20 protein-coding genes are annotated in these 25,679 nt (G+C 37.7%); 9 read left to right on the top strand and 11 right to left on the bottom strand.

Going from position 1 to position 25,679, the window contains the following annotated elements:
- Window positions 1–38: 38 nt before the first annotated feature.
- A complete protein-coding gene (purE, locus tag PFY10_20840) occupies window positions 39–542 on the bottom strand; it encodes a 5-(carboxyamino)imidazole ribonucleotide mutase (protein ID WBV56632.1) in 504 nt (167 codons plus the stop codon).
- Between the two features lie 195 nt (window positions 543–737).
- Between purE and PFY10_20835 the strand changes: the two genes are divergently transcribed.
- The 4 genes from PFY10_20835 (at window position 738) to PFY10_20820 (ending at window position 5,309) form a co-directional block, all read left to right on the top strand.
- Window positions 738–1,643 carry an EamA family transporter gene (locus PFY10_20835; protein WBV56631.1) on the top strand — a complete coding sequence of 302 codons (906 nt, stop codon included), beginning with the start codon at window positions 738–740 and terminating at the stop codon, window positions 1,641–1,643.
- A gap of 170 nt (window positions 1,644–1,813) precedes the next feature.
- Window positions 1,814–2,380 carry a hypothetical protein gene (locus PFY10_20830; GenBank protein ID WBV56630.1) on the top strand — a complete coding sequence of 189 codons (567 nt, stop codon included), beginning with the start codon at window positions 1,814–1,816 and terminating at the stop codon, window positions 2,378–2,380.
- Window positions 2,381–2,389: 9 nt separating this feature from the next.
- Complete coding sequence (locus tag PFY10_20825; GenBank protein WBV56629.1) at window positions 2,390–4,513, top strand: cation:proton antiporter; 2,124 nt, start codon at window positions 2,390–2,392, stop codon at window positions 4,511–4,513.
- 163 nt (window positions 4,514–4,676) lie between these two features.
- Window positions 4,677–5,309, top strand: a complete 633-nt coding sequence (locus PFY10_20820; GenBank protein WBV56628.1) for a DUF308 domain-containing protein — start codon at window positions 4,677–4,679, stop codon at window positions 5,307–5,309.
- 44 nt (window positions 5,310–5,353) lie between these two features.
- On the opposite strand, the gene PFY10_20815 is transcribed toward PFY10_20820, so the two are convergent.
- Together PFY10_20815 and PFY10_20810 are read right to left on the bottom strand one after the other, a co-directional pair.
- On the bottom strand, window positions 5,354–6,463 hold the full coding sequence (locus PFY10_20815; protein WBV56627.1) for a 5-(carboxyamino)imidazole ribonucleotide synthase: 1,110 nt from the start codon (window positions 6,461–6,463) through the stop codon (window positions 5,354–5,356).
- A gap of 220 nt (window positions 6,464–6,683) precedes the next feature.
- On the bottom strand, window positions 6,684–7,232 hold the full coding sequence (locus PFY10_20810; GenBank protein WBV56626.1) for a DUF1543 domain-containing protein: 549 nt from the start codon (window positions 7,230–7,232) through the stop codon (window positions 6,684–6,686).
- An 87-nt stretch (window positions 7,233–7,319) separates the two neighbouring features.
- Here PFY10_20810 and PFY10_20805 point away from each other — a divergent pair, with 87 nt between their 5' ends.
- Together PFY10_20805 and PFY10_20800 are read left to right on the top strand one after the other, a co-directional pair.
- A complete protein-coding gene (locus PFY10_20805) occupies window positions 7,320–8,150 on the top strand; it encodes a sulfite exporter TauE/SafE family protein (protein ID WBV56625.1) in 831 nt (276 codons plus the stop codon).
- Complete coding sequence (locus tag PFY10_20800) at window positions 8,147–8,530, top strand: DUF1634 domain-containing protein (GenBank protein WBV56624.1); 384 nt, start codon at window positions 8,147–8,149, stop codon at window positions 8,528–8,530. The genes PFY10_20805 and PFY10_20800 overlap by 4 nt, the downstream gene beginning before the upstream one ends.
- A gap of 5 nt (window positions 8,531–8,535) precedes the next feature.
- Here PFY10_20800 and PFY10_20795 read toward each other — a convergent pair whose 3' ends face one another.
- Together PFY10_20795 and PFY10_20790 are read right to left on the bottom strand one after the other, a co-directional pair.
- The gene (locus PFY10_20795) at window positions 8,536–8,913 is read right to left on the bottom strand and encodes a VOC family protein (protein ID WBV56623.1); all 378 of its coding nucleotides are present in this window, start codon (window positions 8,911–8,913) and stop codon (window positions 8,536–8,538) included.
- A gap of 6 nt (window positions 8,914–8,919) precedes the next feature.
- Window positions 8,920–9,366 (bottom strand): nuclear transport factor 2 family protein, encoded by a 447-nt coding sequence (locus PFY10_20790; protein WBV56622.1) that lies wholly within the window; start codon window positions 9,364–9,366, stop codon window positions 8,920–8,922.
- Window positions 9,367–9,452: 86 nt separating this feature from the next.
- On the opposite strand from PFY10_20790, the gene PFY10_20785 reads away from it, so the two are divergent.
- Window positions 9,453–10,580, top strand: coding sequence for an endonuclease/exonuclease/phosphatase family protein (locus PFY10_20785; protein ID WBV56621.1), 1,128 nt, complete (start codon window positions 9,453–9,455; stop codon window positions 10,578–10,580).
- A 93-nt stretch (window positions 10,581–10,673) separates the two neighbouring features.
- On the opposite strand, the gene PFY10_20780 is transcribed toward PFY10_20785, so the two are convergent.
- Together PFY10_20780 and PFY10_20775 are read right to left on the bottom strand one after the other, a co-directional pair.
- Window positions 10,674–11,450, bottom strand: coding sequence for a hypothetical protein (locus tag PFY10_20780; protein ID WBV56620.1), 777 nt, complete (start codon window positions 11,448–11,450; stop codon window positions 10,674–10,676).
- A 2-nt stretch (window positions 11,451–11,452) separates the two neighbouring features.
- Window positions 11,453–12,550 (bottom strand): Nif3-like dinuclear metal center hexameric protein, encoded by a 1,098-nt coding sequence (locus PFY10_20775; GenBank protein WBV56619.1) that lies wholly within the window; start codon window positions 12,548–12,550, stop codon window positions 11,453–11,455.
- Window positions 12,551–12,611: 61 nt separating this feature from the next.
- Between PFY10_20775 and PFY10_20770 the strand changes: the two genes are divergently transcribed.
- Both PFY10_20770 and PFY10_20765 read left to right on the top strand, forming a co-directional pair.
- Window positions 12,612–13,439, top strand: coding sequence for an ion transporter (locus tag PFY10_20770; GenBank protein ID WBV56618.1), 828 nt, complete (start codon window positions 12,612–12,614; stop codon window positions 13,437–13,439).
- 43 nt (window positions 13,440–13,482) lie between these two features.
- On the top strand, window positions 13,483–13,641 hold the full coding sequence (locus PFY10_20765; GenBank protein ID WBV56617.1) for a hypothetical protein: 159 nt from the start codon (window positions 13,483–13,485) through the stop codon (window positions 13,639–13,641).
- Window positions 13,642–13,683: 42 nt separating this feature from the next.
- Here PFY10_20765 and PFY10_20760 read toward each other — a convergent pair whose 3' ends face one another.
- The 4 genes from PFY10_20760 to dnaE all read right to left on the bottom strand — a co-directional run bounded on the left by PFY10_20760 (window position 13,684) and on the right by dnaE (window position 25,520).
- On the bottom strand, window positions 13,684–15,660 hold the full coding sequence (locus tag PFY10_20760; GenBank protein WBV56616.1) for a T9SS type A sorting domain-containing protein: 1,977 nt from the start codon (window positions 15,658–15,660) through the stop codon (window positions 13,684–13,686).
- A 111-nt stretch (window positions 15,661–15,771) separates the two neighbouring features.
- Window positions 15,772–17,730: a T9SS type A sorting domain-containing protein gene (locus PFY10_20755; GenBank protein ID WBV56615.1), complete on the bottom strand. Its 1,959-nt coding sequence runs from the start codon at window positions 17,728–17,730 to the stop codon at window positions 15,772–15,774.
- 114 nt (window positions 17,731–17,844) lie between these two features.
- Window positions 17,845–20,514: a T9SS type A sorting domain-containing protein gene (locus PFY10_20750; protein ID WBV56614.1), complete on the bottom strand. Its 2,670-nt coding sequence runs from the start codon at window positions 20,512–20,514 to the stop codon at window positions 17,845–17,847.
- A gap of 341 nt (window positions 20,515–20,855) precedes the next feature.
- Window positions 20,856–25,520: a DNA polymerase III subunit alpha gene (gene dnaE / locus PFY10_20745; GenBank protein WBV56613.1), complete on the bottom strand. Its 4,665-nt coding sequence runs from the start codon at window positions 25,518–25,520 to the stop codon at window positions 20,856–20,858.
- Between the last annotated feature and the right edge of the window lie 159 nt (window positions 25,521–25,679).

Here is a 25,679-nt window from a genome sequence, read left to right as displayed (position 1 = left end):
CACTTGTAATAAAGTGAGGCTTTTTATAATGCGTATTTTTATTTATCGTACTGGTTGGGGTGCTGAGCTTTAATATCGTCAACAGTTCCTAGTACTTTATCTTTTAAAGAATCCTGATATTTCTGTAGTTTTTCCGCCACCTGTTCATTTCCGCTTCCTAAAATTTTAGCCGCAAGGATTCCCGCATTTAAAGCTCCGTTCAATGCTACTGTTGCTACAGGGATTCCGCCCGGCATCTGAAGGATGGATAGTACAGAATCCCATCCGTCAATAGAATTACTGGATAAAATAGGAACTCCGATTACAGGTAAAGTAGTACAGCTAGCCACCATTCCTGGTAGATGGGCAGCTCCACCGGCCCCTGCAATGATAACTTTCAAACCTCTTTCTTTTGCTGTTTTGGCATAATCAAACATTCTTTCCGGCGTTCTGTGAGCAGATACCACAGTAAGCTCGTAAGGGATTTCGAGAGTTTTCAAAAAGCCTGCAGCTTGTTCCATAATTGGTAAGTCACTTTGACTTCCCATGATAATTCCTACCATCTTCAATTTTATTAGATTTTCAAAGATAAAAATTAAAATCTGTTTTCTAAAATTGAACTATCTATAAATCCCTGGATAATCTGATCTGAAAAAATTTTAACCCTGAATATATCAACTGATTACAAACAACATGCAAAATCACGTTTTATAATTATACTTAAATAAGATATATTTGTATACCATTTCACTAATATTTTGAAAGATTATAAACTTACACTTGCTGTTCTTACTGTAGCTATTGTCTGGGGAACGACTTTTTTATCGATTCGGGTGGCAGTACAAACGATTCCAGCCTGGTTTGTCGCGGGAATAAGACAATCTCTTGCAGCATTAATTATGCTCCTTGTCCTTTTATACAGAAAAGAATTACGATGGATCGGATGGAAAAACCTGAAATACCAGATTGTTTTTTCGTCACTTATGCTGATCATTGCCAATGGAATGACCACTGTTGCTGAAGAAACGGTAACAAGCAGTGTGACCTCTCTGATAAGCGCCTGCTCTCCTATTCTGGTTTTTCTGGGCAGTGTGGCTGTGGGAATACAAAAATTCAGCCTCAGGGCTGTGGTAGGAATTCTGATGTCTTTCGGTGGTATTGTTTTTATCTTTTGGGACGGTATAAAAGATCTGGCCAATCCGGATTATGCCATGGGAATTGTTTTTCTTCTTATCGCGATTGCAGGCTGGGCATCAGGTACCATTTTCACAAAAAAACTAAACATTCAAAGCGGAAATATATCGTTGAATCTTTTATATCAGTTTGCCTTTGCAGGAATTATCCAGATTATTTTTGCCTTCTTATTTTCTGAAGATTATAACTTCGAAAACTGGAGTTTCAAAAGTATTTCAGCCATGTTTTACCTTTCCATCTTCGGCTCTGTTGCAGCCTTCTTTGCCTATCATTATGCTTTGACAAAGGTTTCACCGGTTCAGGTTTCTATTCTGGCCTATATCAATACCATTATTTCTATCTTTTTAAGCTGGCTGATCCTTGATGAAAGTATTTCTGTTAAATTTATTGTGGCAGCAATATTAATTATTCTGGGAGTATTCATAATTAACTACAACCCAGCCATGTTTAAAAAACAAAGAATTCAATAAACGCGGGACACCTATCTCAACCCGCTGCTTATCGGTACATTAAGGAACTTTCATATTATGATTGCTTCCTATTTTCATTATTCATCCAACAGAATATATCTCTATTTATCCACTTTCACATCTCTTTTTTTATTTTTTTTCCCTATCTTGTTTAGATCAATTTCTATGATATGCTAAAAAACACTCTGCTGATTTTATTTATTGTCCCATTGCTTCTTCTAAGTTGTGATAATCGCCAAAAGGAAAAAGACCTGCTGGAAAGAGAGCAGCAGCTTTTGGAAAAAGAAAAGCTATTTGCCCACAAAGAATCTGAATATCAAGCCTTAATTAAAATGCGTGACAGCATCTTTACCCGAAAGGACTCTGCCAAAGTAATGACATGGCCGGAAGAAATTTCCGGAGATTGGAACGGCAAAGTGATCTGCACGGAATCCAATTGTAATGATTATGTTGTTGGAGATCAGCGAACAGATACCTGGGAATTCGACAGTGATTCCACTCAATTGGTGGCTAAAATCATCAACAATAACAATCTTATCAGGTTGTATTCCGGAAAGTTTGAAAACAATGAGATCAAACTGAATTTCAAAACAGATTCTGCTGCCAAAAAGAAAGTAGAAATGAATATTCTTCTCAATGATATTTCCGACACTAAGATAAGAGGAACAAGAACTGTAATAACAGATAATAATTGTACTGCAAAATTTTCTGTAGAATTAACGCGTTCGTCCAAATAAAACACATTTATGATTTTACTGAGCATACACAACCTGAGCTTCCCTATTGAAGATCCTGTATTAAAATTTTTATTGGTCCTGGTCATTATTCTGGCAGCTCCATTACTTCTGAATAAAATTAAAGTTCCCCATCTGTTAGGCCTTATTATCGCAGGTGCAGTAATCGGACCCAATGGATTCAATCTGTTGGCGAGGGATAGCAGTATTGTAGTTACGGGAACTACAGGACTTCTTTATATCATGTTTCTCGCAGGACTGGAAATTGATATGGGTGATTTTAAGAAAAACAAATGGAAGAGTCTCGGATATGGAGCTTATGCATTTATTTTTCCTTTTATACTCGGATTTGTCGGAGCGTATTATTTATTGGGATTTTCGGTACTGACTTCCGTCTTATTCGCCAGTTTGTTCTCGTCTCAAACCCTTATCACCTATCCTTTAATCAGTAAACTTGGAATTGCAAAAAACCGGGCTGTAAATATTACCGTAGGCGGAACAATGATCACCGATATTGCCACATTATTGGTACTTGCTGTGGTTGTAGGTATGGTCCAGGGAGACGTGGGAACTTCTTTCTGGATAAAGTTATCCGTATCTGTTATACTTTTTAGCCTGATCGTTTTATTATTATTTCCTATTATTGGACGATGGTTTTTCAAAAAAGTAAATGATAAAATATCACAATACATTTTTGTATTGGTGATGATTTATCTGGCGGCACTATTGGCAGAATTAGCCGGCATTGAAGCCATCATCGGGGCATTTTTTGCCGGGCTTGCATTAAACAGACTGATTCCTCATACATCTTCTCTCATGAACAGGGTGGAATTTGTAGGGAATGCGATATTTATCCCTTTCTTCTTGATCAGTGTGGGAATGCTGATCGATTTTACCGTATTCTTCAAAAGTTTTGAAACCCTTAAAGTTGCAGCGATCATGTTGGTCGCATCAATCGGTGGTAAATATATTTCAGCCGTGATCACCCAAAAGACATTCAGGTTTACAAAAGAAGAAGGTAAACTGATCTTTGGTTTAAGTTCAGCTTCTGCAGCTGCTACATTAGCTACAGTAATGGTAGGATACAACATCATTGTTTCCGAAACGGAAACAGGAGAACCTGTAAGATTACTGAATGAACATGTATTGAACGGAAGTATATTACTTATCCTTATTTCATGTACCATTTCTTCATTTGTATCTATGGCCAGTGCACAGAAAATCGCAGAAACGGATAATGAAGATACGGTATCCGGAAACAGCCATGAGGAGGAAAGCCTGCTATTAGCCATCAATCATCAGGAAACTGTAGAGCGAATGGTCAATCTGGGTATTCTGATTAAGGCACATTCCAATACTGAAGATTTTTTTGCATTGAACGTCATCAATGAAGATAAAAATGAGTCTTCTGTAAAAAATGCCGAAAAATTACTCCACCAGGCTACAGATGCTGCAGCATCGGCCGATGTCAAATTACAACCTCTGAAAAGATATGATAATGATGTTGTAAACGGCGTCAATAATGTGATCAAAGAGCAGGAAATAACGGATCTTATGATCGGTCTTGAAGATGAAAAAGGTTTTTCTCCTTCCTTCGTTTACAATCTTTATAATGGCTACCTTCAGAATGATCACGTGAACGTACTGGTATACCATGCTGCCCAGCCTATTTCTACAATAAAAAAATATGCAGTGATGATTCCTGAAAATTCAGATAAAGAAGCCGGCTTTTTTCATGCTCTTTTAAGGGTATGGAACATTGCCCGGAATTCAGGAGCAACCATGATATTTTATGCTCCTGAAAGTATTATTGATCTTTTACAAAGGATCATCAAAAAAGCCAATATAGAAGCTGAATTTATCATTATGAATACCTGGCATGACGGTGAAAAAACAGCTGCGGGACTAAAAGAGGATGAAGCCCTTATTGTGTTTATGGCTAAAAGAGGAATGGTATCCTATATTCCTCAAATGAGGCTCATGCCGGAACTTCTCAACAAAAATCTAAAAGAAAACAATTATCTTCTGATCTATCCTTTTTCAGAATATGACAAAAACAGTCCTGAAAAAAGATCATTCGGAAATCACAGGGATTTCATCGAAATCGGAAATGTTATCCAGAAAATTTTCAAGTAACAACCACTATCAATAGAATAAATTCAATCAATTCAACTATTTCTTAGTTGTTTGTTTTCAGTAAATTAGACCTTAAAACAGAATTCAATTATTTAAAATGGAAATATAAAAACGGACTCGCCGAACACCGTATTTCAAAGTAGGCAACAAAATACTTTTAATTATGCCAAATCTATTAAAATCATTCAGAAACTCTGTAAAGCACTGGTATATCCCGCTTATACTAGGAATCCTTTTTATTGGATGTGGAGTATATGTATTTTCATCTCCCCTTGAAACCTATCTGACATTATCTCTTCTTTTTAGTGTCTCTTTTATCGTCTCGGGGATCTTCGATATCTTTTTCTCGATCAATAACGCGAAAGTATTAAATGGATGGGGCTTATATCTGGTAACGGGACTACTTTCCTTTATTATGGGAGTCTATCTGGTTTCTTATCCTCAGATTTCAATGACCATTCTACCATTTATTGTAGGATTTACAGTGATGTTCCGTTCTTTCCAATTACTGGGTATCTCATTTGATTTGAAAGACGCCCATGTACTAAGATGGGGTAATCTTGCAATATTCAGTATCCTCGGAATTATCCTGTCGTTTATGCTTTTGGCTAATCCTATATTTTCAGGAATGTCTCTTGTAGTCCTTACCGGTTTATCATTTATTTTCGTAGGAGTAGCTTCTGTCATCTTAGCCTTTGATCTGAAGAAAATAAAGGATTATCCTTCAAAACTGGGTAGTGAGCTCAAGGATAAAATAGAAAATCTTCATAATGAACTCAATGATAAAATGAGATAAAAAAATAAGAAAGACTGCTGAAAAGCAGTCTTTCTATCAATATTTTAAGCTATTACTCTTACCATAGCCTTTACTTTGATGAGCTTTTCCATCAATTCTTCTTTGGAGTCAGCCAGCACATTAATGTGCCCCATTTTCCTTCCCGGTTTGGTTTCCGTTTTTCCATATAAGTGAACATAAGTTTTAGGCAATTTCAGGACTTCTTCCATTCCTTCATAAATTACTTTTCCTGAATATCCTTCTGCTCCTACAAGGTTAAGCATTCCACTATAACCTAGACTTTCCGTATCCGCTAATGGAAGGTTCTTAACGACACGGTACATTTGCTCAAATTGTGAATTCGCGTTTCCTTCCTGGCTTTGGTGCCCTGAGTTATGAAGTCTCGGCGCAGTCTCATTTACCCATACTTTTCCAGCCTTATCCAAAAACAGTTCTATGGCAAAAAGCCCGGGAGAGTTTATTGCATTCAGAAACTTTTCCGTAATTACATCAATTTGCTTTTGGGTGTTTTCGTGTAAAAAAACCGGACAAATATTAAAATCTAATAAATTTAACTTAGGATCAGCCACCATTTCTGTAACGGGAAAAGTCTTGGTCTCCCCTTTTTCATTTCTTGCAACAATCACAGACAATTCTTTATCGATATCAACAAGCTTTTCGATCACAGAAGGCTCCTTCCATAAATTTTGAAGATCTTCTTCATTTTTAATTACCTGAACACCTTTTCCATCATATCCGCCTGTATTCATCTTTTGTACAAAAGGAAGTGTCATTGTAATTTTTTCATCACTATTCCAGACAGCCTGAAATTCAGGGCTTGGGATATCATGAGCCTTATAGAATTCCTTCTGAAGAATCTTCTGCTGAATGGTTTTAATGATTGCAGAATTCGGAACAACTTTGATCCCCTGGTTTTCAAGTTCTGCCAGGGCATCAGCATTTACATGCTCGATCTCTATTGTTACAACATCTTTATTTTTTCCAAAGTTCAGGACTGTTTCATAGTCATTGAAATTTCCCTGTGTAAAATTTGAAATAGTACTGCAGGGAGCATCAGAGGCAGGATCCAGCGTATAAAATTCATCATCATATTTCAATGCGCTCTGTATCAGCATTCTTCCCAGCTGACCACCTCCTAAAATTCCTATTTTCATTCTATATTTTTATTAGATATATTTTCAATTGAGACCATCCGGATCAATAGGCAATTATCAAACGTTTTTCAACATTACAATACAACACCAGATCATTGATCCAAGACTTTGCAAAGATAAAAATTTTATAGCCGATTACCTAAATTTTCGCATCTCCGATCCTTACTGTACTTAACGCGTTACGCCGGCTTAAAAGCCGGCGTAAGTGATTATGGGAAGTTTATACTTTATCTATTTTAAGATATCCGAGACCTATTGGATTTTCCTGATTTTCCGCATCAGATTTTTCTAAAACAATGGTGTATTTCTCTTTCATTTTTTGAGGAAGGATATCATTAACGTTAAAAATATCATCGATATCCACACCGTGCTTATCGTCAACATGGCTTACAGCTCCTTCGAATCCCATTGTTTTGTAAAATTCCGTTTCCTTCACTCTCTTTATAATTTCTCCCATGGATGTTCCAACCATCAGATGTTGCTCATGGAATTCTTCAAAATGTCCCCTCTTATAGCCTCCTAAATTGATAAAGAATAGCTGGTTTTCAGAAACCTGATCTGTTTTTTCAACAATTTTCACTTCATATCCATCTGCAAATCTTACCTCCTGATGGCAGTCCAGGTGGATTTTACCATCAGCCTCTTTCCAGAAGTCTTTCATATCCGGAACCAGATCCTTTAAACTTTCAGCAATTCCAAAAAACACATCGTGCTGTTCGATATTCCTGCCTGGAGGAGTGGCACCTAGGATCACGTAGAATAATTTCATTTTCATTTTTTTAGTCATACAAAAATACGTCAAATTTATCTTTTTGAAAGTTTGGCAGAAAACTGCAATAGTTTTATATTTGTATTCATGTCAGAAATCATTATTCTCTTCCTTGGAGCAATCTCAGCAGGCCTATTGGGCTCACTTACAGGTTTAGGAGGAGGAGTTATCATTATCCCTTTATTGACGCTGGGTTTTGGCGTCCCTATGCATTACGCAATCGGAGCTTCCTTAATATCTGTGGTGGGTACATCTTCCGGTGCCGCCGTAGCTTTTGTTAAAGAAGGATTTACCAATATGAGAATCGGAATGTTTCTGGAAATAGCAACTACAGCAGGTGCTATTGCCGGAGCTCTTGTTTCCGGAATTCTGAACCCAAATACCATCGGGATTATTTTTGCCAGTATTCTTCTCCTTACCGTAATTTTAAATCTTAAAGGAAAACCCGACCACCAGGAACCCCTGATCAAGGGAAGTTTAGAAGATAAACTTAAATTGTACGGAACCTTTCCGGATAAAGGAGTCATTAAAAAATATTCTGCGCGAAACACCATTCCTGGATTCTTTATGATGATGTTTGCCGGAGCAATGTCTGGTCTTTTAGGAATCGGTTCAGGTGCATTGAAAGTATTGGCAATGGATAATATGATGAAGTTGCCTTTTAAAGTTTCTACAACCACGAGTAATTTTATGATCGGTGTTACGGCTGTCGCAAGTTCCCTCATCTATTTTCAAAGAGGAGAAATTATCCCGGTAATTGTAGCTCCTGTTTTGGTAGGGGTTGTGGTAGGAAGCTTCATTGGGTCTAAAACATTGATGGTTTCAAAAACTAAAAAACTGAAGGTATTTTTTGCTATTGTAATTACAATCCTTTCAATCTATATGATGTATAACGGTATAAATCAAAGTTTCCGATGAGAAAAAATTTCACAGACGTTGATTTGAACCGCTCCGTAGGAAATCTCCTGAGACTTGGAGTGATTTTGTCCGTAGCTATATCCATTATTGGCTTTGTAAAGCTGTTTCTGGAAGGTTTTAAAATGCCCAAAAACTATTCCTTACTGGAGACCGGTTCTTCGTCGGAAAAAGTATGGGGCCAGTTTTGGGAATCTCTCTGCAAAGGTGAAGGAATGGCCATCATTCAACTGGGAATCTTGGTTCTTATTTTCACTCCTTTAATGCGAATTGTTTTTGCATTAATAGGATACCTGAAAGAAAAAGATTACATCTACGTCATCATATCCTCAATTGTTTTAGCCATTATGGCAATCAGCTTTTTTACGGGATACGCACATTAGGCCATTTACATTTCATAAAACTCCAAAGGAAGCTGATCCGGATCTTGTGTAAAGAAAAACTCTTTACCGGTAAATTCGTCGATCCTTATCTCCTCACATTCCAGTCCCTTTTCCATAAGTTCCTGCCGCTTTGCGCCAACATTTTCAACGGAAAATGCAAGATGCCTTAATCCGCACGCTTCGGGACGGGAAGGTCTTGCGGGAGGATCAGGGAATGAAAAAAGTTCTATCACATAATGATCTCCGATAGCAAGGTCCAGCTTATAAGATTGCCTTTCTTCACGGTATACTTCACGGATCACATTCAAACCTAAAATCTCTGTGTAAAACTTTCTAGAAACTTGATAATTGGAGCCTATAATGGCGATATGGTGAATTTTCATTGTATATTATTTCTTATTCTCGCAATTTTCCTTTCTTCTTGTATCAATGATGTACTGAATTTTCCAGCTGTTATTCTGCTTTACCAGCTGAAAGCTGTTCGCTCCGCAATGTGAAAACTTTCCCTGGTAATAAAACTGATAAGGAGTGAAAACGCTCGCCATATTGCCGTCTACAAGTACAGATGCTATAGTAATCCTTTCATCCAGATCGCCTTTAGCGGCTTTGGAAACAGCAGATATAAAACCAGGTATATCATCTGTTTTCACTACTCCTTCTTTTGTAATAGTCTGTAGAATGGCCGTTTCAGTAAATGCCGACTTTACCAGTTCCGAATCTGCATTCTTCATACCTGCGAACAAATCCCTGATAGGTTTCTCAATGTCCGGGTTCTGGAGTTGCTGTCCAAAGCAGAATGTACTTAAAAAGCATACAACTGCGAAAATTTTATTCATAGTATTGATTCAAAATATAACAGAATAAAAGTAAGAAAAATCTGACTCAAACTTCATTTATTTCATACTAAAAAAGATGATTTCATTTGAATTCTTGTAAAAAAGGATTATTTTTAGCCATCTATTTTTATAACATGTGGAGTGCTTATTTGATTTTAACCGGCCTGCTGGTTCTATTGACATTATTACCTAAAATTCAAAACCAGCATTGGATATTTCGGGTTCCTGAGTTTGGAAAAATTCAAATCACGTACTTTATTGTGCTTACCTTCCTCTTAGGATTTTTCTTTAGATCAGCCGAATATTTCTGGTATTTCCAGGGCACTCTTTTTATCTTATTTGTACATCATGGGGTAATTCTTGTAAAGTATACTCCTCTCTACAGAGTAAGGAAACATCAGAGGGGCAAGCGGTCCTCTCAAAAATTACATTTCATTTCTGCCAATGTCTATCAGTTCAATACGGAATATGACAAGTTTATCGGTCTTATCAACCGAAACAAGCCGGAAATGTTCCTTACCATGGAAAGCAATGGAGTTTGGGAAAATGCATTAAGAGCTTTAGAAAAAGACTACCCCTATCATCATAAGGTAACCTTGGAAAATACTTATGGGATGCATTTTTATTCTAAAATTCAGATCAAAAATTCCACTACACATTATTTTGTAGCTGAAGATATTCCAAGCATTGAAATCCATTTAGAGACAGAAGACGGCTTCTCTTTTGTTTTTTTCGGGGTTCATCCACCACCTCCCAGCCCAACGGAAGAAGCCACATCAAAGGAACGGGACGGCGATCTCCTGAGCATTGCAAAACGCGTGAAAGATATCACTGAACCTGTACTTGTCGTTGGTGATTTTAATAATGTTGCCTGGTCAAGGTCTTCTATACTGTTCAGAAAAACAAGCCACCTTATTGATCCGAGAATCGGACGTGCCTTTGTTCCAACCTTCCACGCCAAATACCAATTACTGAGATTCCCTATCGATTTAATGTTTCATAGTGAAGACATCTTTATTAAAGAACTTAAGACCCTAGACAATTTTGGCTCGGACCACCTACCGGTATATTGCGAATTCTTTATCGATCATCATAATACGGGTCAGGAAGAAAGAATAGAAGTTGCTGATGCCGAAGAAAAGGCTGAGGCTGAAGAAATGATCATCGAAGGAAAAAAAGAAGATGGTGACCGGGATGCTGTTGTTACAGAATAATATTTTATCTATAGCAAGCGCATTCTTCGATTAAATAGAATAAAAAAAGCTGTTTCATTTCTGAAACAGCTTTTATATCAAAGTAAACGATGATTAAAATTTAATCACAGATTTCATTTTTTCGTTTTCTTCCATTACCAATTCATCATCAACAAGGATTTTTCCTGAATGTTCATCGATAATGATTTTCTTTCTCTGAGCGATTTCCATCTGTTTTTGTGGAGGAATTGTAAAGAAAGATCCTTTCGGAGCACCTCTTTCTAAACCTACCACAGCTAATCCATTGATAGAGTTCGTTCTGATTCTGTTGTAAGAAGCTAGTAATCTTTCATCAATCTTACCTGCAAATTCTTTAGACTGCTCAATTAAATAATCTTCCTCTTTCTGAGTTTCAGAAACTAAACCTTCTAATTCTTCTTTTTTGAATTTAAGGTGGTTTTTAAGATCGTTAATTTTTGAATTCAGTTCTTCCAGAGTCTCATTTTTATGAGTGATTTTGATCCCAAATTCTTTAATTCTTTTTTCCGCAAGTTGGATTTCAAGATCTTGGAATTCAATCTCCTTACCTAAAGCTTCAAACTCTTTATTGTTTCTTACGTTATCTTGTTGAGATTTGTATTTCTCAATTAGAGTTTTCGCATGGTTAATTACTTCATGCTTTGTTTTGATCTGATCTTCCTGATCCTTAATTTCTGCATGAAATTTTTCAGCTCTTTTTTCAAGCCCTTCTATCTCGATTTCAAGATCTTCAACCTCAATTGGCAATTCTCCTCTTGTATTTCGGATTTCATCCAATCTTGAATCTATGATTTGTAAATCGTATAAAGCTCTTAATTTCTCTTCAACTGAAATATCGTTGGTTTTTGCCATATCTAAAGGAAATAATTTACTGGGTTTGTTTTTTCGTTGGATTTTGAGATTGCAAATGTACTAAATTTTTGTGACAAAATTTCAAATAATTGTTTTACAACCCATTGTTCTGATTCATAATGTCCTATATCACAAATCAGCATTTTAGATTCTGCTAAAAAAAAATCGTGATATTTAACGTCTCCGGTCAGGTAGGCATCACATTTTTTAGATAATGCGGATTTTATTCCACTCGCTCCTGAGCCTCCTAAAACGCCAACTCTTTTAATCTTTTTATTAGTAAGCCCTGAATGTCTGACCATTTCAAGATTAAATTTTTCCTTAACAAAACGTAAAAAGTCCTCTTCATTCATTGCTTCTTCAAACTCTCCATACATTCCCAATCCTGAATACTGGTTTTCATTGTCCAGACTATAGATCTGGTAGGCTACTTCCTCATATGGATGTGAAGATTTCATAGCAGAAATAATCTGATTTTGTTTATAGCCTTCAAATATTACAGAAATCATATTTTCATCTGCATTTTCCCTGATATTCTGCTGTCCTGAAAATGGATTCGAGCCCTCAATTGGTCTGAAAGTTCCATTGCCATTAATACTGAAACTGCACTCATCATAGAAACCAATATTTCCTGCACCGGCAGAGAAAAGAGATTCTTTTACTTTTTCAGAATGATCTTTAGGAACAAATACGGTAAGTTGTTTCAGGTTATTTTTCTTCGGCTGAAGAATTTTCACTTCTTTTAATCCCAACTGGTTGCATATTCCTGCATTAACCCCAAAAAAATCATTATCAAACGCAGTATGAATTGCATAGATTGCAACCTTATTCTCGATGGCTTTTAAAACAGCCCTTTCAACATAGTTTTTCCCGGTAAGAGATTTTAACCCTGAAAAAATAATCGGATGAAAACATACGATCAGATTTAATTTCTTTTGAATAGCTTCTTCTACAACATTCTCTAAAGCATCGTGACATACTAAAATACCACTCACCTCCCGTTCCGGAACCCCGCACAACAACCCTACATTATCAAAGTCTTCTGCCTGTTGTAAGGGAATACGTTTTTCTATTTCCGAAATTACTTCTCTTATTGTCATTTATTATGTATGTTTGCTACGAAAATAGGGATAATTTCTTAAATTAGAAAAAACTCAAAGTATGGAAAAAGAACACAATCTTGTCCCGGAGGATACATTATGGAAAAGATTTCTTTATCGTGTTATTTACCGTTCCGATACCAGATTGGGAAAGCTTTTCGATATTATATTGTTGGCATTAATCCTTGTCAGCACACTTATCATTATGATGGAAAGTGTTCCGAAGCTGGATCAAAGATTCCATCTTACATTTATTGTTTTTGAATGGATTATTTCTTTATTTTTTTCCGCAGAATACCTGCTGCGTATTATGGTCGTAAAAAATAAGAAAAATTATATCTTCAGCTTCTTTGGAATTATAGATTTTCTTGCCCTGGTTCCTTTCTACCTCAGTTTTTTCTTTCCGGTAACCAAATATTTCCTGATATTCAGAATGTTGAGAATGCTAAGGGTGTTTAGAATTTTCAATTTACTGGATTTTATGAATGACGGATATCTCATTGTACGGGCATTGAAAAACAGTTCAAGAAAGATCTATATTTTCCTGTTGTTCCTTATCATTTTTTCGGTGATTGTAGGTTCTTTGATGTTTATGGTGGAAGGAGGAAGAACCGGTTTTGAAACCATTCCCCAATCTATTTACTGGGCTGTGGTTACAGTAACTACAGTAGGTTACGGAGATGTTTCACCCATTACACCTATGGGAAAATTTTTTGCAGTTATACTGATGCTTGCCGGCTACTCTATTATTGCTGTACCCACCGGTATTGTAACGGCAGAGATGAGGAATAAAAGACAAAACCTGGAAAAGATCTGCGAACGTTGCGGAAATGAAGATATTGATGATGATGCGAGGTATTGCAAACAGTGTGGCAAGAAATTAGCTTGATATCATTTATCAAATTAATCTATTAACCCAATACCACAAAATCATGGAACCAAAAAAGAAAAACAAGCCCAATAGTTTAGTTATTATTCTTTTTGCTTTAGTTGCATTAATGATTATTATTTATTTTATACTAGCTATGTTCTTCCCTACTGTTTTTGAACATATGAGTACAGGTGATATACAACCTGTTCCTAATAAATAAAAAAGGTGGCTGATGCCACCTTTTTTGTTGAATATAAATTACTTATTTCTTAATTACTTTGGTCGTCTTTTTAGAGCCGTCCTTCATTTCAAGAGTAACCAGATACAATCCTGATTTCAGATCCTCCAAATGAATTACCGTATCTGGGCTTACGATCATTTTAACCAATCTTCCTGAAACATCTGATACAGAAATAGATTTAACGTTATCAATATCTGCAATGTTCAGAACATCAGTAAACGGATTCGGATAAATTCCACTGGCTTTTTTAATTAAAGCAGGAGTTGAAATACCTGAAGCATGTCTATCTGAACTCTCTTTATTGATATTGATCGTAAACGCTCCTTCGAGCTCATCTGTATACTCGCTATAATATCCTACATTCACATAATAAACAGTTCCGGATATAGTTGGAACAGACAATGTTTCAGTCTCTCCATCTGCCATATTATCTACAGTATCCACACATACTAAACTGCCGCATGTTCCACTGAAAACACCAATCTGAGGATCGAAATCACTTCCCGAAGGCATACTCACGGTAATATTAACTGTTTCTCCGTCACCAACAAATGTGAACCATGTTCCATCATTCATTCCACTTTCACAAGCGGTGATAAATCCTCCGTTATTTGTTGCACCACCTCCGTCAGTCTGCACATAAGTATAAGGGAAAGAAGATGCCAGCAGAGCTCCTGAACATTCGTCATTAGCCGGTGCCGGTGGAATACTTCCGACACAGATGTCAAAGCTTTGATTGCTTCCTGTTCCATAGTAGCTGTAAACTCTGATGTAATAAGTTTGTCCTATAGTTAGCCCGGAAACAACAGCTGACGTAGGATCCGAACAAAGAATGCTGGATAAAGTACCACAAGATCCGCTAAATACCTGGAAGTAAATATCATCATCATCTTCTGTACCGATAGAAGTTATATTCAGAAGAGAGATTTTCTGGCTTGTTCCTGTCGCTACAAATTTAAACCACACGTCATCATCAGGATTACCATAGCAAGGAGCAGCAGCAATTCCTGAAGCCGTAGCTCCTAGTGTATAACCTGATGTTACTGTTCCACAATTGAGATCAGGATTCACCGTTAAAGTTACCGCTCCTATACAGTTATCATTCAGGGGAACCGGAGGGGCTGTTTTAAATTTCACTTCTGCGCATCCTGAAGATTCACCGGCCGCTGATACAGAAACCACACGTAAATAATAAGTAGTATTTACACTTAATAAGGTAGGAACAGCAAAACTAGCGGCACTTACAGATTGTTGATTGATGATTTGTGTTCCACCAGGAGTTGTACCTATGGAAACTTTATATCCTGTAGCTCCTGCAACCGGGCTCCAGAGAATGGTAGGTAACAATGGAATAAACACGGCGTTATTTGTCGGATAAGTTACTGACGGACAAACAGGAACAGGTTTTGGTGTTAATCCGTTGATTGTAATGGCCGATTTAAAGGAAGCCTGATGTCCTACAGGAGGATAAACAGGATTCGGATTGGTCCCATCATTTCTGAAATAAAGAGTAGAATTAGGTGCTGAAGGATACACATGCATGATCTCGTCCCCATTATCATCATAATCGGCTGAATTTTCATCAACAGCGACCACAAGGTTATCTGTATTATTATAATGAAAAGGTGTCGCAAAAGTGATGTTGATAACTCCATTTACATTAGTAACTATTCCGGCATACACCTGAGTCAGTCCGGAAACAGGGATCCAATCGGATTCGGTGTCGAAACTGGATTTTGTGGTAAGCCCTAAATAGACCACCCAATCTGAAGAGTTAACCATTGACATCGACGGATTACTATAAAATGTAAGCCCTGTTATATTCCCTGCCGCGTCAGCATTAATTTCCTGTTTTGAGAAAATCTGCTGCACATAGGAATATCCATAGTATGTACTGATCGGAGCTGGTCCTACATCAGTACTCCCTGAGCCCAAATTGATTTGAGCATTCAACACCATGCCTAAAAACAATAAGCATGAAAGTAAAATTTTTTTCATAAATATAATGTTTGGTATTAGACTACTAATTTACCAATAATACAGCAAGCATCGAAGAAAAATGACAGCTAAAATTTAGCTGTCATCAATATTTATGGATAAAATCGGATTCTATTTTTTAATTGCTTTGATCGTTTGTTTAGATCCGTCTTTCATTGTTAATGTGACCAGATATAGACCTGATTGAATATCAGCCAGATGAATAACCGGACCAGGATTATCAATTGTTTTTATCCATCTTCCGGAAATATCAGTAACCGTAACGGATTTTACATTAGCAATGTCAGAAATATTCAAAATATCTGAGAAAGGATTCGGATAAACACTGATTCCTTTCTTATTTCCTGCTACTTCAGAGGTTCCAAGATTATTTTTTGCTATATTAATCGTGAAAGTTCCTTCCATGTTATCCGTGAATCCACTATAATTACCCACATTTACATAATATGTAGTACCAGGCTGAGTAGGTATTGATAGAGTTTCTGTTCCTCCGGAGCCATTATTATCTACTGTATCAACACATGCAAGGCTTCCACATGTTCCACTGTAAACACCGATCTGAGGATCAAAATCACTACCTGCAGGCATTGTAACAGTAATATCAAATGTTGCACCATCACCGGTAAATGTAAACCAGGTACCATCATTCATACTATCGGAACATACAGTTACAAATCCGCCATTATTTGTTGCACCACCTCCGTCAGATTGTACATAAGTATAAGGGAAGGCTGACGCCGTCAACGCTCCGGAACAATCATCATTGGCTGGTGGCGGTGGCATTGTACCTACGCAGATATCAAAACTTTGATTGGATCCTGTATCGAAATAACTGTAAACCCTCACATAATAGGTATCTCCAACAGTAAGTCCGGTTAAAACTGATGATGTATCATCGGAACATAGAATGCTCGACAATGTACCACAGGCACCGCTAAACACCTGGAAATAGGTATCATCATCATTGGTAGTTCCTACAGAAACCACATTCAGGAGTGATATTTTATGCGTTGTAGCAGTAGCAACAAATTTAAACCATACATCATCATCAGGATCGCCATAACATGGATCAGGAATTAAGCCTGAATCTGTTGCTCCCAAAGTATATCCTGCGGTTACAGCACCACAATTAAGATCCGGATTTACTGTTAAAGTAATCGCTCCCGCACAATCGTCATTCGATGGAGCTGGCGGAGAAGTCTTAAATGTAATTTCTGTACATCCTGAAGATTCACCGGCCGCTGATACTGAAACTACCCGTAGATAATAATTGGTATTAGCACTTAAAGGTGCAGCTGGAGTAAAGCTATTGGTCGCTACAGATTGTTGATTCACCACATCAGTTCCTCCCGGAGTTGTTCCTATAGAAACCTTATAACTTGTCGCTCCCGATGTATTATTCCAGTTGATGGTAGGTGATAATGGGATGAAGGTTGAATTATTTGAAGGATATGTTATGACAGGACAGGCAGCAATTGGATTTGCCGTTAATCCCAGAAATGTAATTACCGATTTATAATCTGCCAAATCTCCTGCCGGAGGTGAAGCCGGATCAGGATTGTTGCTGTCATTTTTATAAAACAAAGTAGAATTTGCGGCACCGGAATAAACATACATTGCCTCATCATTATTATCATATCCCGGCGAATTTTCTTCTGCAGCTACGACTAGATTATCCGTATTGTTATAAGGAAATGGTGTTGTAAAAGTAACTTCCACCACTCCGTTAGCATTGGTAATTGTTCCTGCATATACCTGAGTCAGCTGAGAAACCGGTATCCAGTCTGTATCTGAAGTAAATCCTGATTTTGAGGTATGCCCGAGATATACCACCCAGTCGGATGAATTTGCCAAAGACATCGAAGGATCCAGGTAGAACTTAAGTCCCGTAATGTTTCCTGCTGCATTTGCATTGATTTCCTGCTTAGGGTAAATCTGCTGAACATAGGAATATCCGTAATAGCTACTGATCGGAGCTGTACCAACGTCAGTGCTTCCAGCGCCCAAATCAATCTGGGCGTTTAGTGCCATGCTTACAATCAAGAAACATGAGAGTAAAAATTTTGCCATAAAATAACAGTTTTAGTGTTTAATATACTAATTTACTAATAATATAATGAATAAAATAAAAAAATGACAGCTAATATCTTAGCTGCCATCATTATTTATAAATCAAATCGAATTCTATTTTTTGATCGTTTTAATCGTTTGTTTAGAACCATCTTTCAATTCAAGTGTAATCAGATACATTCCTGAATTCAATTCTCCTAACTGAAGAACCGAAGTAGGGTTCGCAATTGTTTTTACTAATCTTCCTGCCACATCAGAAACAGAAAAAGATTTCACTTTAGAAACATCAGAAATGTTCAGCACATCTGCAAATGGATTAGGATAAACTTTAATCGTATTCTTAGCATTAGCTACTTCTGAAGTTCCCAGACTCGGATCCAGCATATAGCTGATATCATCTATAAGAACACTATTGGCAGGAGTTCCTGTATGTTTAAATACAAGCTTGTTAACACCAGCCGGCACTCCCGTAATACTAAGTTGGTAATCATCAGCAACCGTTACACTTGTAGAAGTATACGTTCCCAATACTACAAAAGTTGAAGTATTAGCAGGATCTGTTAAATAACCGATCTGAACAACTCCTCCGGCAGTATAATTTGCTCTTGCCTTAAATTTAAGGATGTAGTTATTAGACTGTAGATTCGCAATTTCAGGAGTCGCTAACATTCCTGTACTTGAGCCACTTGTATAAAGGTACAATGCATTAGCCCCACTGATTATAGCACCAGTATTTGCACTCGTATAAGCCATTACTTTCGCATAACTAACGGTAGAACCTATACTTGTCCAGCATGGAGGAAGACTTCCTTCCGTTGTTGAATCAAAGTTTTCAGTCAATGTTTGTGATGTAATACAAGCAGTTGTAAATGTTGCCAATTGAGACCATGCACTTTTATCTGAAGAACTACATACTGAACGCACCCAAACATAATATACGGTAGCTGCAGTAAGATTATTTAAATCAGCTGTAACCGTAGTACTCGTTCCCGATGCTTGAGTAGTAGCAGTTGGAGCCGTGTTAGAAGTAGAATAATAATATTCATAACCACCGGCAGGTACAGTAGCAGGAGCAGTCCATGAAATAGTTGCTGTAGTAGCCGCTACATTCGATACTACTAATGCAGAAGGCTCAGCACAAGTCGGTGTAGCATCAATAACGATATTATCTACGTACAATCTGTTCATATCAGCATCTGAGTATGCATTAAATCCAAAATAATACACTCCCGAAGTTGTAGGAACAAAATCTACGGTTGCAGAAATTGGTGTAGTACCATTGGTTACATTAGGGTAATCTGCTAATACGTTGGTCATTGAAGCACTGGATTCAGCAGTACCATAAGCTACTTTCAGTTTTTCAGGATATGTAGTACCACTTGCATTTCCATAGATGTATTTTATTCTGTAAGATACTCCCCCTGTAAGGTTAATACCTTGTGTATAAAACCATGCGTTAGCAGCATTTGAACTATTATAAGTGTAGTTAAGAACCTTAGTATTGAACCCTCCTCCCGCAGAAGAATAGGTTGTCCAGTTATTACCATTCCCTGCATTTTCAATAGAAGTACAAGCCGGCAATGCAGGAGTCGATACACTTTCGAAATTCTGAGAATAAGGAATGTTGGTTGGTCCACAAATCGTAGAGAAACTTCTTTCTGTACAAGATGACGACGTACTGGTTGGGCTGTAGGAATTTACAGTATAATAATAAGTACTGCTTAATGCTAATGGAGTAGTAAATGTATATGTAGTCACATTTCCTAAATCCAGATTATTCAGGATATCTGTTCCACCTGGTGTAGTTCCTACAGTAAGTTTATATCCTGTAGCAGAATTTACCGCACCCCATGTAATGGTAGGAGTTAATGGCTGTCCGATAGCCCCTGCAGATGGTGCAGATACAGTCGGGCAAACTACCGCGCGTGTTGTGAAAGAAGTACTTGTACATCCGGATGCCGATCCAATGTTATTCTTCGGAATTACTGTTACATAATACAACGTTGAATAATTCAGCGCTGAAGTATTTGGAATGGTATAGCTGGTTACTGCACCCACATCAAGACCATTCACAACATCAGTTCCCCCTGCTGTTGTTCCGATATTTAATGTATACCCTGTTGCAAAGGCGGCAGAAGCCCAGGTAATAGTTGGTGTTACCGAGATTCCTGTTGCTGCATCGGCAGGAGCTGAAATCTGATTACATGAAGGCGCATTCGTTAAGGTCTGAGCTAGCTGAACATCATCAAACCCCATATAGAAGTCTCCGGTAGATGTACTTGTGCTTTTCAGTCTGAACTTAAAGCTTGCCCCTGTTGGAATTGTTCCCGCAGGAATTGTTCCTGAAACGGTCGTACATGGAATCGGGGTTCCGTTAGGACTATCAAGAACCACAGGCGCTAGGATATCAACCCATGTCGTCCCTCCATCTACAGAGTAATCAGCAGCTACACTTCCGCTAACGGCACCTGAAGTACTATACCCTTTCGCTAGGTATTTGAAAGAATACGTAAGCGCAGTTGCATTAGAAGTTGTGGAAGAATAGGTCAAATTCCAACCTGTGTAGGTAGATCCATAAATATTCTTATAGACCGCTTTGCTCCCGACACAGGCCGTACCCGCACTTGTCCCATACCCTCCAGGTGTGGAACTCGTCCCTGATCCGGTCGTTGTACTGGCCCATCCTGAAGGCAAACTTGAGCCTTCGAACCCCTCAGTAACTAAAATCTGTGCAGATGCCCCTATACCAAGAGCCATCATACACGTGAGTAGAAGTTTTTTCATATATGGTAGAAAATTTAAATTGGACGGTAAATGTAAATAATATTTCAATTAAATTCAATAAAAACTTAAAATCGTTATTAAATAAGATACCTTTTAACCAATTTTATTAAACAAAACCAAACAATCATTTAATTTTATTTAAAAACTCAACAAATATTGAATTAAATTAAACTACTAATAATCAACCAATTACAAAATTAATTTTGAAGCCACTTATTGTTAAAATCCACTTGAGATACCACAGAAAAAAATATTAACTTTTTTTAAACTATTTTTAAATATTAAATTAAATACCACAAAAAAAGCGGTCAAAAACCGCTTTTTTTTAATTCAATTATCTTTTAATTTAAATAAAATTCATATTTATTGAGCAACTGAATCTCTTTAATGAGGTCCCCATTCAGATCAACGGAATGTTTCATGGACTGTACTTCAATCTGCGAATCATCTTCAATATCTTTAATATAAAATTTAAACTTCTGATCTCCGCGGTTCCTATCCAGCACATTTCTGAAAAATTCCAGATCCTCAGGTCTGAAATCCATAACATCCATGACCAGAGAGATGCTTTTCGCAAATCTTTCAAATGCTTCCTGAAGTTCGATCACGTCATTTACATTAACAAAAACACGTCCGTCCTTCACCTGGGCGAATTTTATTTTAAAAATAACAAAACGCTGGACTTCCAGCTTTTCCTTTAGCTTCATATAATCTCTATCCCCTAATCTGAATGAATATGATCCTGAATAATCCTCAAGGGTAACGAAAGCTACTTTTTCACCACTCCTGAAACCATCCTGAACCCTGTATTCAGTAATCAGACCGGCCACAGTATATTCTTTTCCGCCACCTCCATTTTCTCTTTCCTTCTGTAAGGTTTTCCAGTCTTTTTTCTTTTCTTCAAATAGTTCTTCCTGCTTATTAGCGAAGGCTTGTTCTTTATATGCATCCACCTCATCAAGGTTCAGGAATAAAAAATTACCTTTTGGTTCTGCCTTTTTAACTACCTCTTCAATAATTTCTTCTCCTCCCAAAATCTCATCAGAAACAATCTCCGTTAAGTCAACGGTTTCTTCCTGAGAATCTGCTTCAAGAATAGGAGCTTCATCTACAACCGCTTTATTATGTTCATCTTTTTCCAGAACAGATTTCTTTGAAAGGCTTCCCTGTATAAACTGGAACTGATATTTAAATTCATCCAATGGATGCGCGGAAAGATAGAAGCCAATGATTTCTTTTTCTTTGTTCAGCTTGTGCATATTCGGCCATTCCGGACAAGGTGCTAATTTAGGCTGTTCAATCTGAACCTCTTCCGCAAAATCCGCGAAAAGGGAATTTTCCATTTCATTCTTTCCTTCCTGAAAGCTCTGTCCATATCTTATCAAACGCTCCAGGTTTGTTTTGCCCGCGGCATCAATGTCAAAATACTGTCCCCTGTGAAACGTGTCCAATTCGTCAAATGCACCGGCCAAAACCAAACTTTCAGCCACTCTCTTGTTCATCTGTGAAGGTAAAATCCTTTCAAAGAAATCATAAATATTCTTGAATCTTCCGTTTTCTCTTTCACGCGTTATGGCCTCACTAGGTCCCTCCCCGATTCCTTTAATCGCTCCCAATCCGAAGCGGATCTGTCCTTTTTCGTTTACTGAGAATTTATATTGAGATTCATTAACGTCAGGACCTAATACATCAACTCCCATACTTTTACAATCCTCCATGAACATGGTAATGGAGTCTGTATTGTTAATGTTATTACTCATAACACTCGCCATATACTCTGCCGGATAATTGGCTTTCAGATAAGCAGTCTGATAAGCAATAAATGCATAGCATGTTGAGTGAGATTTGTTGAAGGCATATTCCGCAAAGGCTTTCCAGTCATTCCAGATTTTCTCCAGCCTTTCTTCGTTCAGGTTATTTTTTCTACCCCCTTCAATGAACTTAGGATACATTTTATTAAGAACGTCGATCTGTTTCTTACCCATCGCTTTTCTCAAAGTATCCGCTTCACCTTTTGTAAAATTAGCCAGCTTCTGGGACAAAAGCATTACCTGCTCCTGGTAAACGGTGATCCCGTATGTTTCCTTTAAATATTCTTCTGTTTCCGGTAAGTCATACACAATCTCTTCTATTCCGTGCTTCCTGTTAATGAAGTTTGGAATGTATTTGATTGGTCCCGGACGATATAAGGCATTCATGGCAATAAGGTCGGCAAAAACCGTTGGCTTAAGCTCCCTCATATATTTTTGCATTCCGGGACTTTCATATTGGAAAATCCCTACCGTTCTTCCTTCCTTAAATAATTGATAGGTCTTAGCATCATCAAGCGGAATAAGATCCGGATCAATATCTACATTATAACGAGCCTTTACAAGCTTCAATGCATCCTTAATAATGGTTAGAGTTCTCAGCCCAAGGAAGTCCATCTTCAAAAGACCTGCACTTTCCGCTACCGAGTTATCGAACTGAGACACCAAAATATCAGCATCTTTGGCCGCAATTGTTATAGGAACCAGGTTACTTACATCTTCCGGAGTGATAATCACCCCGCAGGCGTGAATACCGGTATTCCTGATACAACCCTCCATCTTTTTCGCACTCGCAAGTACATTGTGACGGGCATCATCAGGACTTTGAAGAACATATCTCATTTCATCAACAAGCATCTGCTCTTCCGGTTTCAATTTATCATATTTCGCCAGAGCTTTGGCAATATTCATTCCTGGTGTGGAAGGAATAAGCTTGGCTATATTATTCGTATCAGGGATCGGAACATCCAATACCCTTCCGGCATCCTTAATCGCAGATTTTCCACCCAGCACTGAATAGGTGATAATCTGAGCCACCTGGCTTTGTCCGTATTTTTCGATTACCCATTTGATCACCCTATCTCTTCCTTCATCATCAAAGTCAATATCAATATCGGGCATGGATACCCTTTCAGGATTCAGGAATCGCTCAAATAGGAGATCATATTTGATAGGGTCTACGTTAGTAATTCCAATACAATAAGCAACTGCCGATCCGGCAGCCGAACCCCTTCCGGGTCCTACCCAAACTCCCATTTTACGGGCTTCATTACAAAAATCCTGTACAATAAGGAAGTACCCCGGATAACCGGTATTGGCAATTACTTCAAGTTCGAAATCGAGACGTTCCTTAATTTCATCCGTAATACCTGTATCCACATACCTTCTTTTTGCCCCTTCATAAGTAAGGTGGGTAAGATAAGCCATCTCCCCTCTTTTTCCTCCATCTACTTCATCTTCTGCATGGATAAATTCTTCCGGAATATCAAATTTAGGAAGCAATACATCCCTTTTTAATGTATACGGACTGAATTTGGCGAAAAATTCTTCATAAGCCTCAAAAGCATCAGGATAAGCCAGAAACGCTTCTTTTACCTCATCGGAATTTTTGATATAATATTCACCCGTCGCAAGACCTCTTCTCTTACCAAATCCTTTTCCTACAGGTGTTGAAAGCTTTTCACCATCTTTGATACAGCTTACGATATCCTGAATATTGGCATCATCTTTATTGGTATAAAAAGTTTCATTCTGAGCTAATATTTTAACATTATATTTATCTGCCAGATACAACAATACTTCATTCAAATGCTCTTCCTCTGGAAGCTTGTGATTCTGAAGCTGAACGTAGAAATCATCTTCAAAGGTATCTTTCCACCACTTAAACAATTCTTCCCCTTTCTGCTCACCCGTGTTCAGGATCGCGCTTGGAATGTCTCCGAGAATCCCTGAAGTCAGAGCAATCAGTCCTTCCTTATACTCTGCAATCAATTCTCTGCTTATCCTTGGAACCCCAAAGTAAAATCCTTTAAGGAAACCAATACTTGAAAGTTTTGCCAGGTTCTTATATCCGTTAAAATCCTTAGCTAGCAGAACCACCTGTGTCCGTCTGTCCGGATCATCTTTTGTAAATTGTTTCTGTTCATAACGATCGGAGATATAAAATTCACATCCCACAACCGGTATCAACGGGTCAGAGACAGGCTCTTCTTCATTAAAATCCAATCCCTGCTCTTTAGCCTCCTGCTTCTTTGCAAGATATTCCTTATGTTTTTTCGATCTGTCTGAATTGGTAGCTTCTACGGCGGAAACAAATTTAAATGCCCCCATCATATTTCCCAGGTCGACCATTCCTACAGCAGGAAAATTATCCTCCGTGGCCTTATTGATCAGGTCAGAAATACTTGATGTAGCCGATAATGTTGAAAATACACTGTGATTATCGAAATGGAAATACTTACCAAGATCAATTTCTTCAATACTTCCAAAATCAGATTGTTTTTTCTTGTTATGGAAATCCGCAACCTGCCTTCTGATTACGATATCAAACGGCTTGATAGGATCCGGATGTAAGGTTTTAAAATAAGCAAGCTGATCTTCTGAAATCTTCAACACATCAGAAGGAATTACTCCTATTCTCATCATTTCAAAGAAAACCTGAGCAGTAGCATTTACGTCGGCAGCTGCATTGTGGGCTTCATCAAACTTATTTCCGTATAATTTTTCATAGAGTTCTTCAAGTTTCGGCGGCTTAAATCTACCACCTCTTCCACCCCCAAGCTCACAAAAATTCGTTCCCAGAATCATCGTGTCTGCTTTAGGTTTTTCCTGAAGAATGTCCTTTATATTTTTTCTGAAAAGCTCAGCTCCTACAATATTGTAATCAAACTCTACATTGTGTCCGGAAACAACCCTTACTTTTTCTAAGACTGTAGAAAACTCTTTAAGAATCTCTTCAAGGTCTCTACCTTCTTCATTGGCAATCTTCGTCGTAATTCCGTGAATACGGGCTGCATTAAAGGGAATATCGTATCCCTCAGGCTTTATAATATAATCCTGATTTTCAATCAGCGTTCCGTCATCATCATGTAACTGCCATGCAATCTGCACCATTCTTGGCCAGTTATCGGAATCTGAAAGTGGAGCATTGAAATTCTTTGGTAACCCTGTTGTTTCTGTGTCAAAAACTAAATACATGTATTTTCTAGCTTTTTAATTAAAAAAGAGAATGTAAAGTTACTCCAATTTTTTTTGATCTGAATGAGTTTTTATCCATAAACGTCAATTCTGCCGATATAAATAATCCATAAAATAAGATAGCGCCTTACTTAATATAGGTAATACCCAGGGCAGAAA

The organism is Chryseobacterium daecheongense, from assembly GCA_027920525.1.
GTDB classification, from domain to species: Bacteria; Bacteroidota; Bacteroidia; order Flavobacteriales; family Weeksellaceae; genus Chryseobacterium; species Chryseobacterium proteolyticum.
This window is presented reverse-complemented; position numbering and strand designations above follow the sequence as displayed.

Coding starts and splice junctions, on each gene's coding strand:
- PFY10_20775 (WBV56619.1), bottom strand. CDS start 12,550: ATGACAATAAGAGAAGTAATTTCGGAAATAGAAAAACGTATTCCCTTA.
- PFY10_20805 (WBV56625.1), top strand. CDS start 7,320: ATGTCAGAAATCATTATTCTCTTCCTTGGAGCAATCTCAGCAGGCCTA.
- PFY10_20780 (WBV56620.1), bottom strand. CDS start 11,450: ATGGCAAAAACCAACGATATTTCAGTTGAAGAGAAATTAAGAGCTTTA.
- PFY10_20830 (WBV56630.1), top strand. CDS start 1,814: ATGCTAAAAAACACTCTGCTGATTTTATTTATTGTCCCATTGCTTCTT.
- PFY10_20770 (WBV56618.1), top strand. CDS start 12,612: ATGGAAAAAGAACACAATCTTGTCCCGGAGGATACATTATGGAAAAGA.
- PFY10_20750 (WBV56614.1), bottom strand. CDS start 20,514: ATGAAAAAACTTCTACTCACGTGTATGATGGCTCTTGGTATAGGGGCA.
- dnaE (WBV56613.1), bottom strand. CDS start 25,520: ATGTATTTAGTTTTTGACACAGAAACAACAGGGTTACCAAAGAATTTC.
- PFY10_20825 (WBV56629.1), top strand. CDS start 2,390: ATGATTTTACTGAGCATACACAACCTGAGCTTCCCTATTGAAGATCCT.
- PFY10_20800 (WBV56624.1), top strand. CDS start 8,147: ATGAGAAAAAATTTCACAGACGTTGATTTGAACCGCTCCGTAGGAAAT.
- PFY10_20795 (WBV56623.1), bottom strand. CDS start 8,913: ATGAAAATTCACCATATCGCCATTATAGGCTCCAATTATCAAGTTTCT.
- PFY10_20755 (WBV56615.1), bottom strand. CDS start 17,730: ATGGCAAAATTTTTACTCTCATGTTTCTTGATTGTAAGCATGGCACTA.
- PFY10_20810 (WBV56626.1), bottom strand. CDS start 7,232: ATGAAATTATTCTACGTGATCCTAGGTGCCACTCCTCCAGGCAGGAAT.
- PFY10_20815 (WBV56627.1), bottom strand. CDS start 6,463: ATGAAAATAGGAATTTTAGGAGGTGGTCAGCTGGGAAGAATGCTGATA.
- PFY10_20790 (WBV56622.1), bottom strand. CDS start 9,366: ATGAATAAAATTTTCGCAGTTGTATGCTTTTTAAGTACATTCTGCTTT.
- purE (WBV56632.1), bottom strand. CDS start 542: ATGGTAGGAATTATCATGGGAAGTCAAAGTGACTTACCAATTATGGAA.
- PFY10_20760 (WBV56616.1), bottom strand. CDS start 15,660: ATGAAAAAAATTTTACTTTCATGCTTATTGTTTTTAGGCATGGTGTTG.
- PFY10_20820 (WBV56628.1), top strand. CDS start 4,677: ATGCCAAATCTATTAAAATCATTCAGAAACTCTGTAAAGCACTGGTAT.
- PFY10_20765 (WBV56617.1), top strand. CDS start 13,483: ATGGAACCAAAAAAGAAAAACAAGCCCAATAGTTTAGTTATTATTCTT.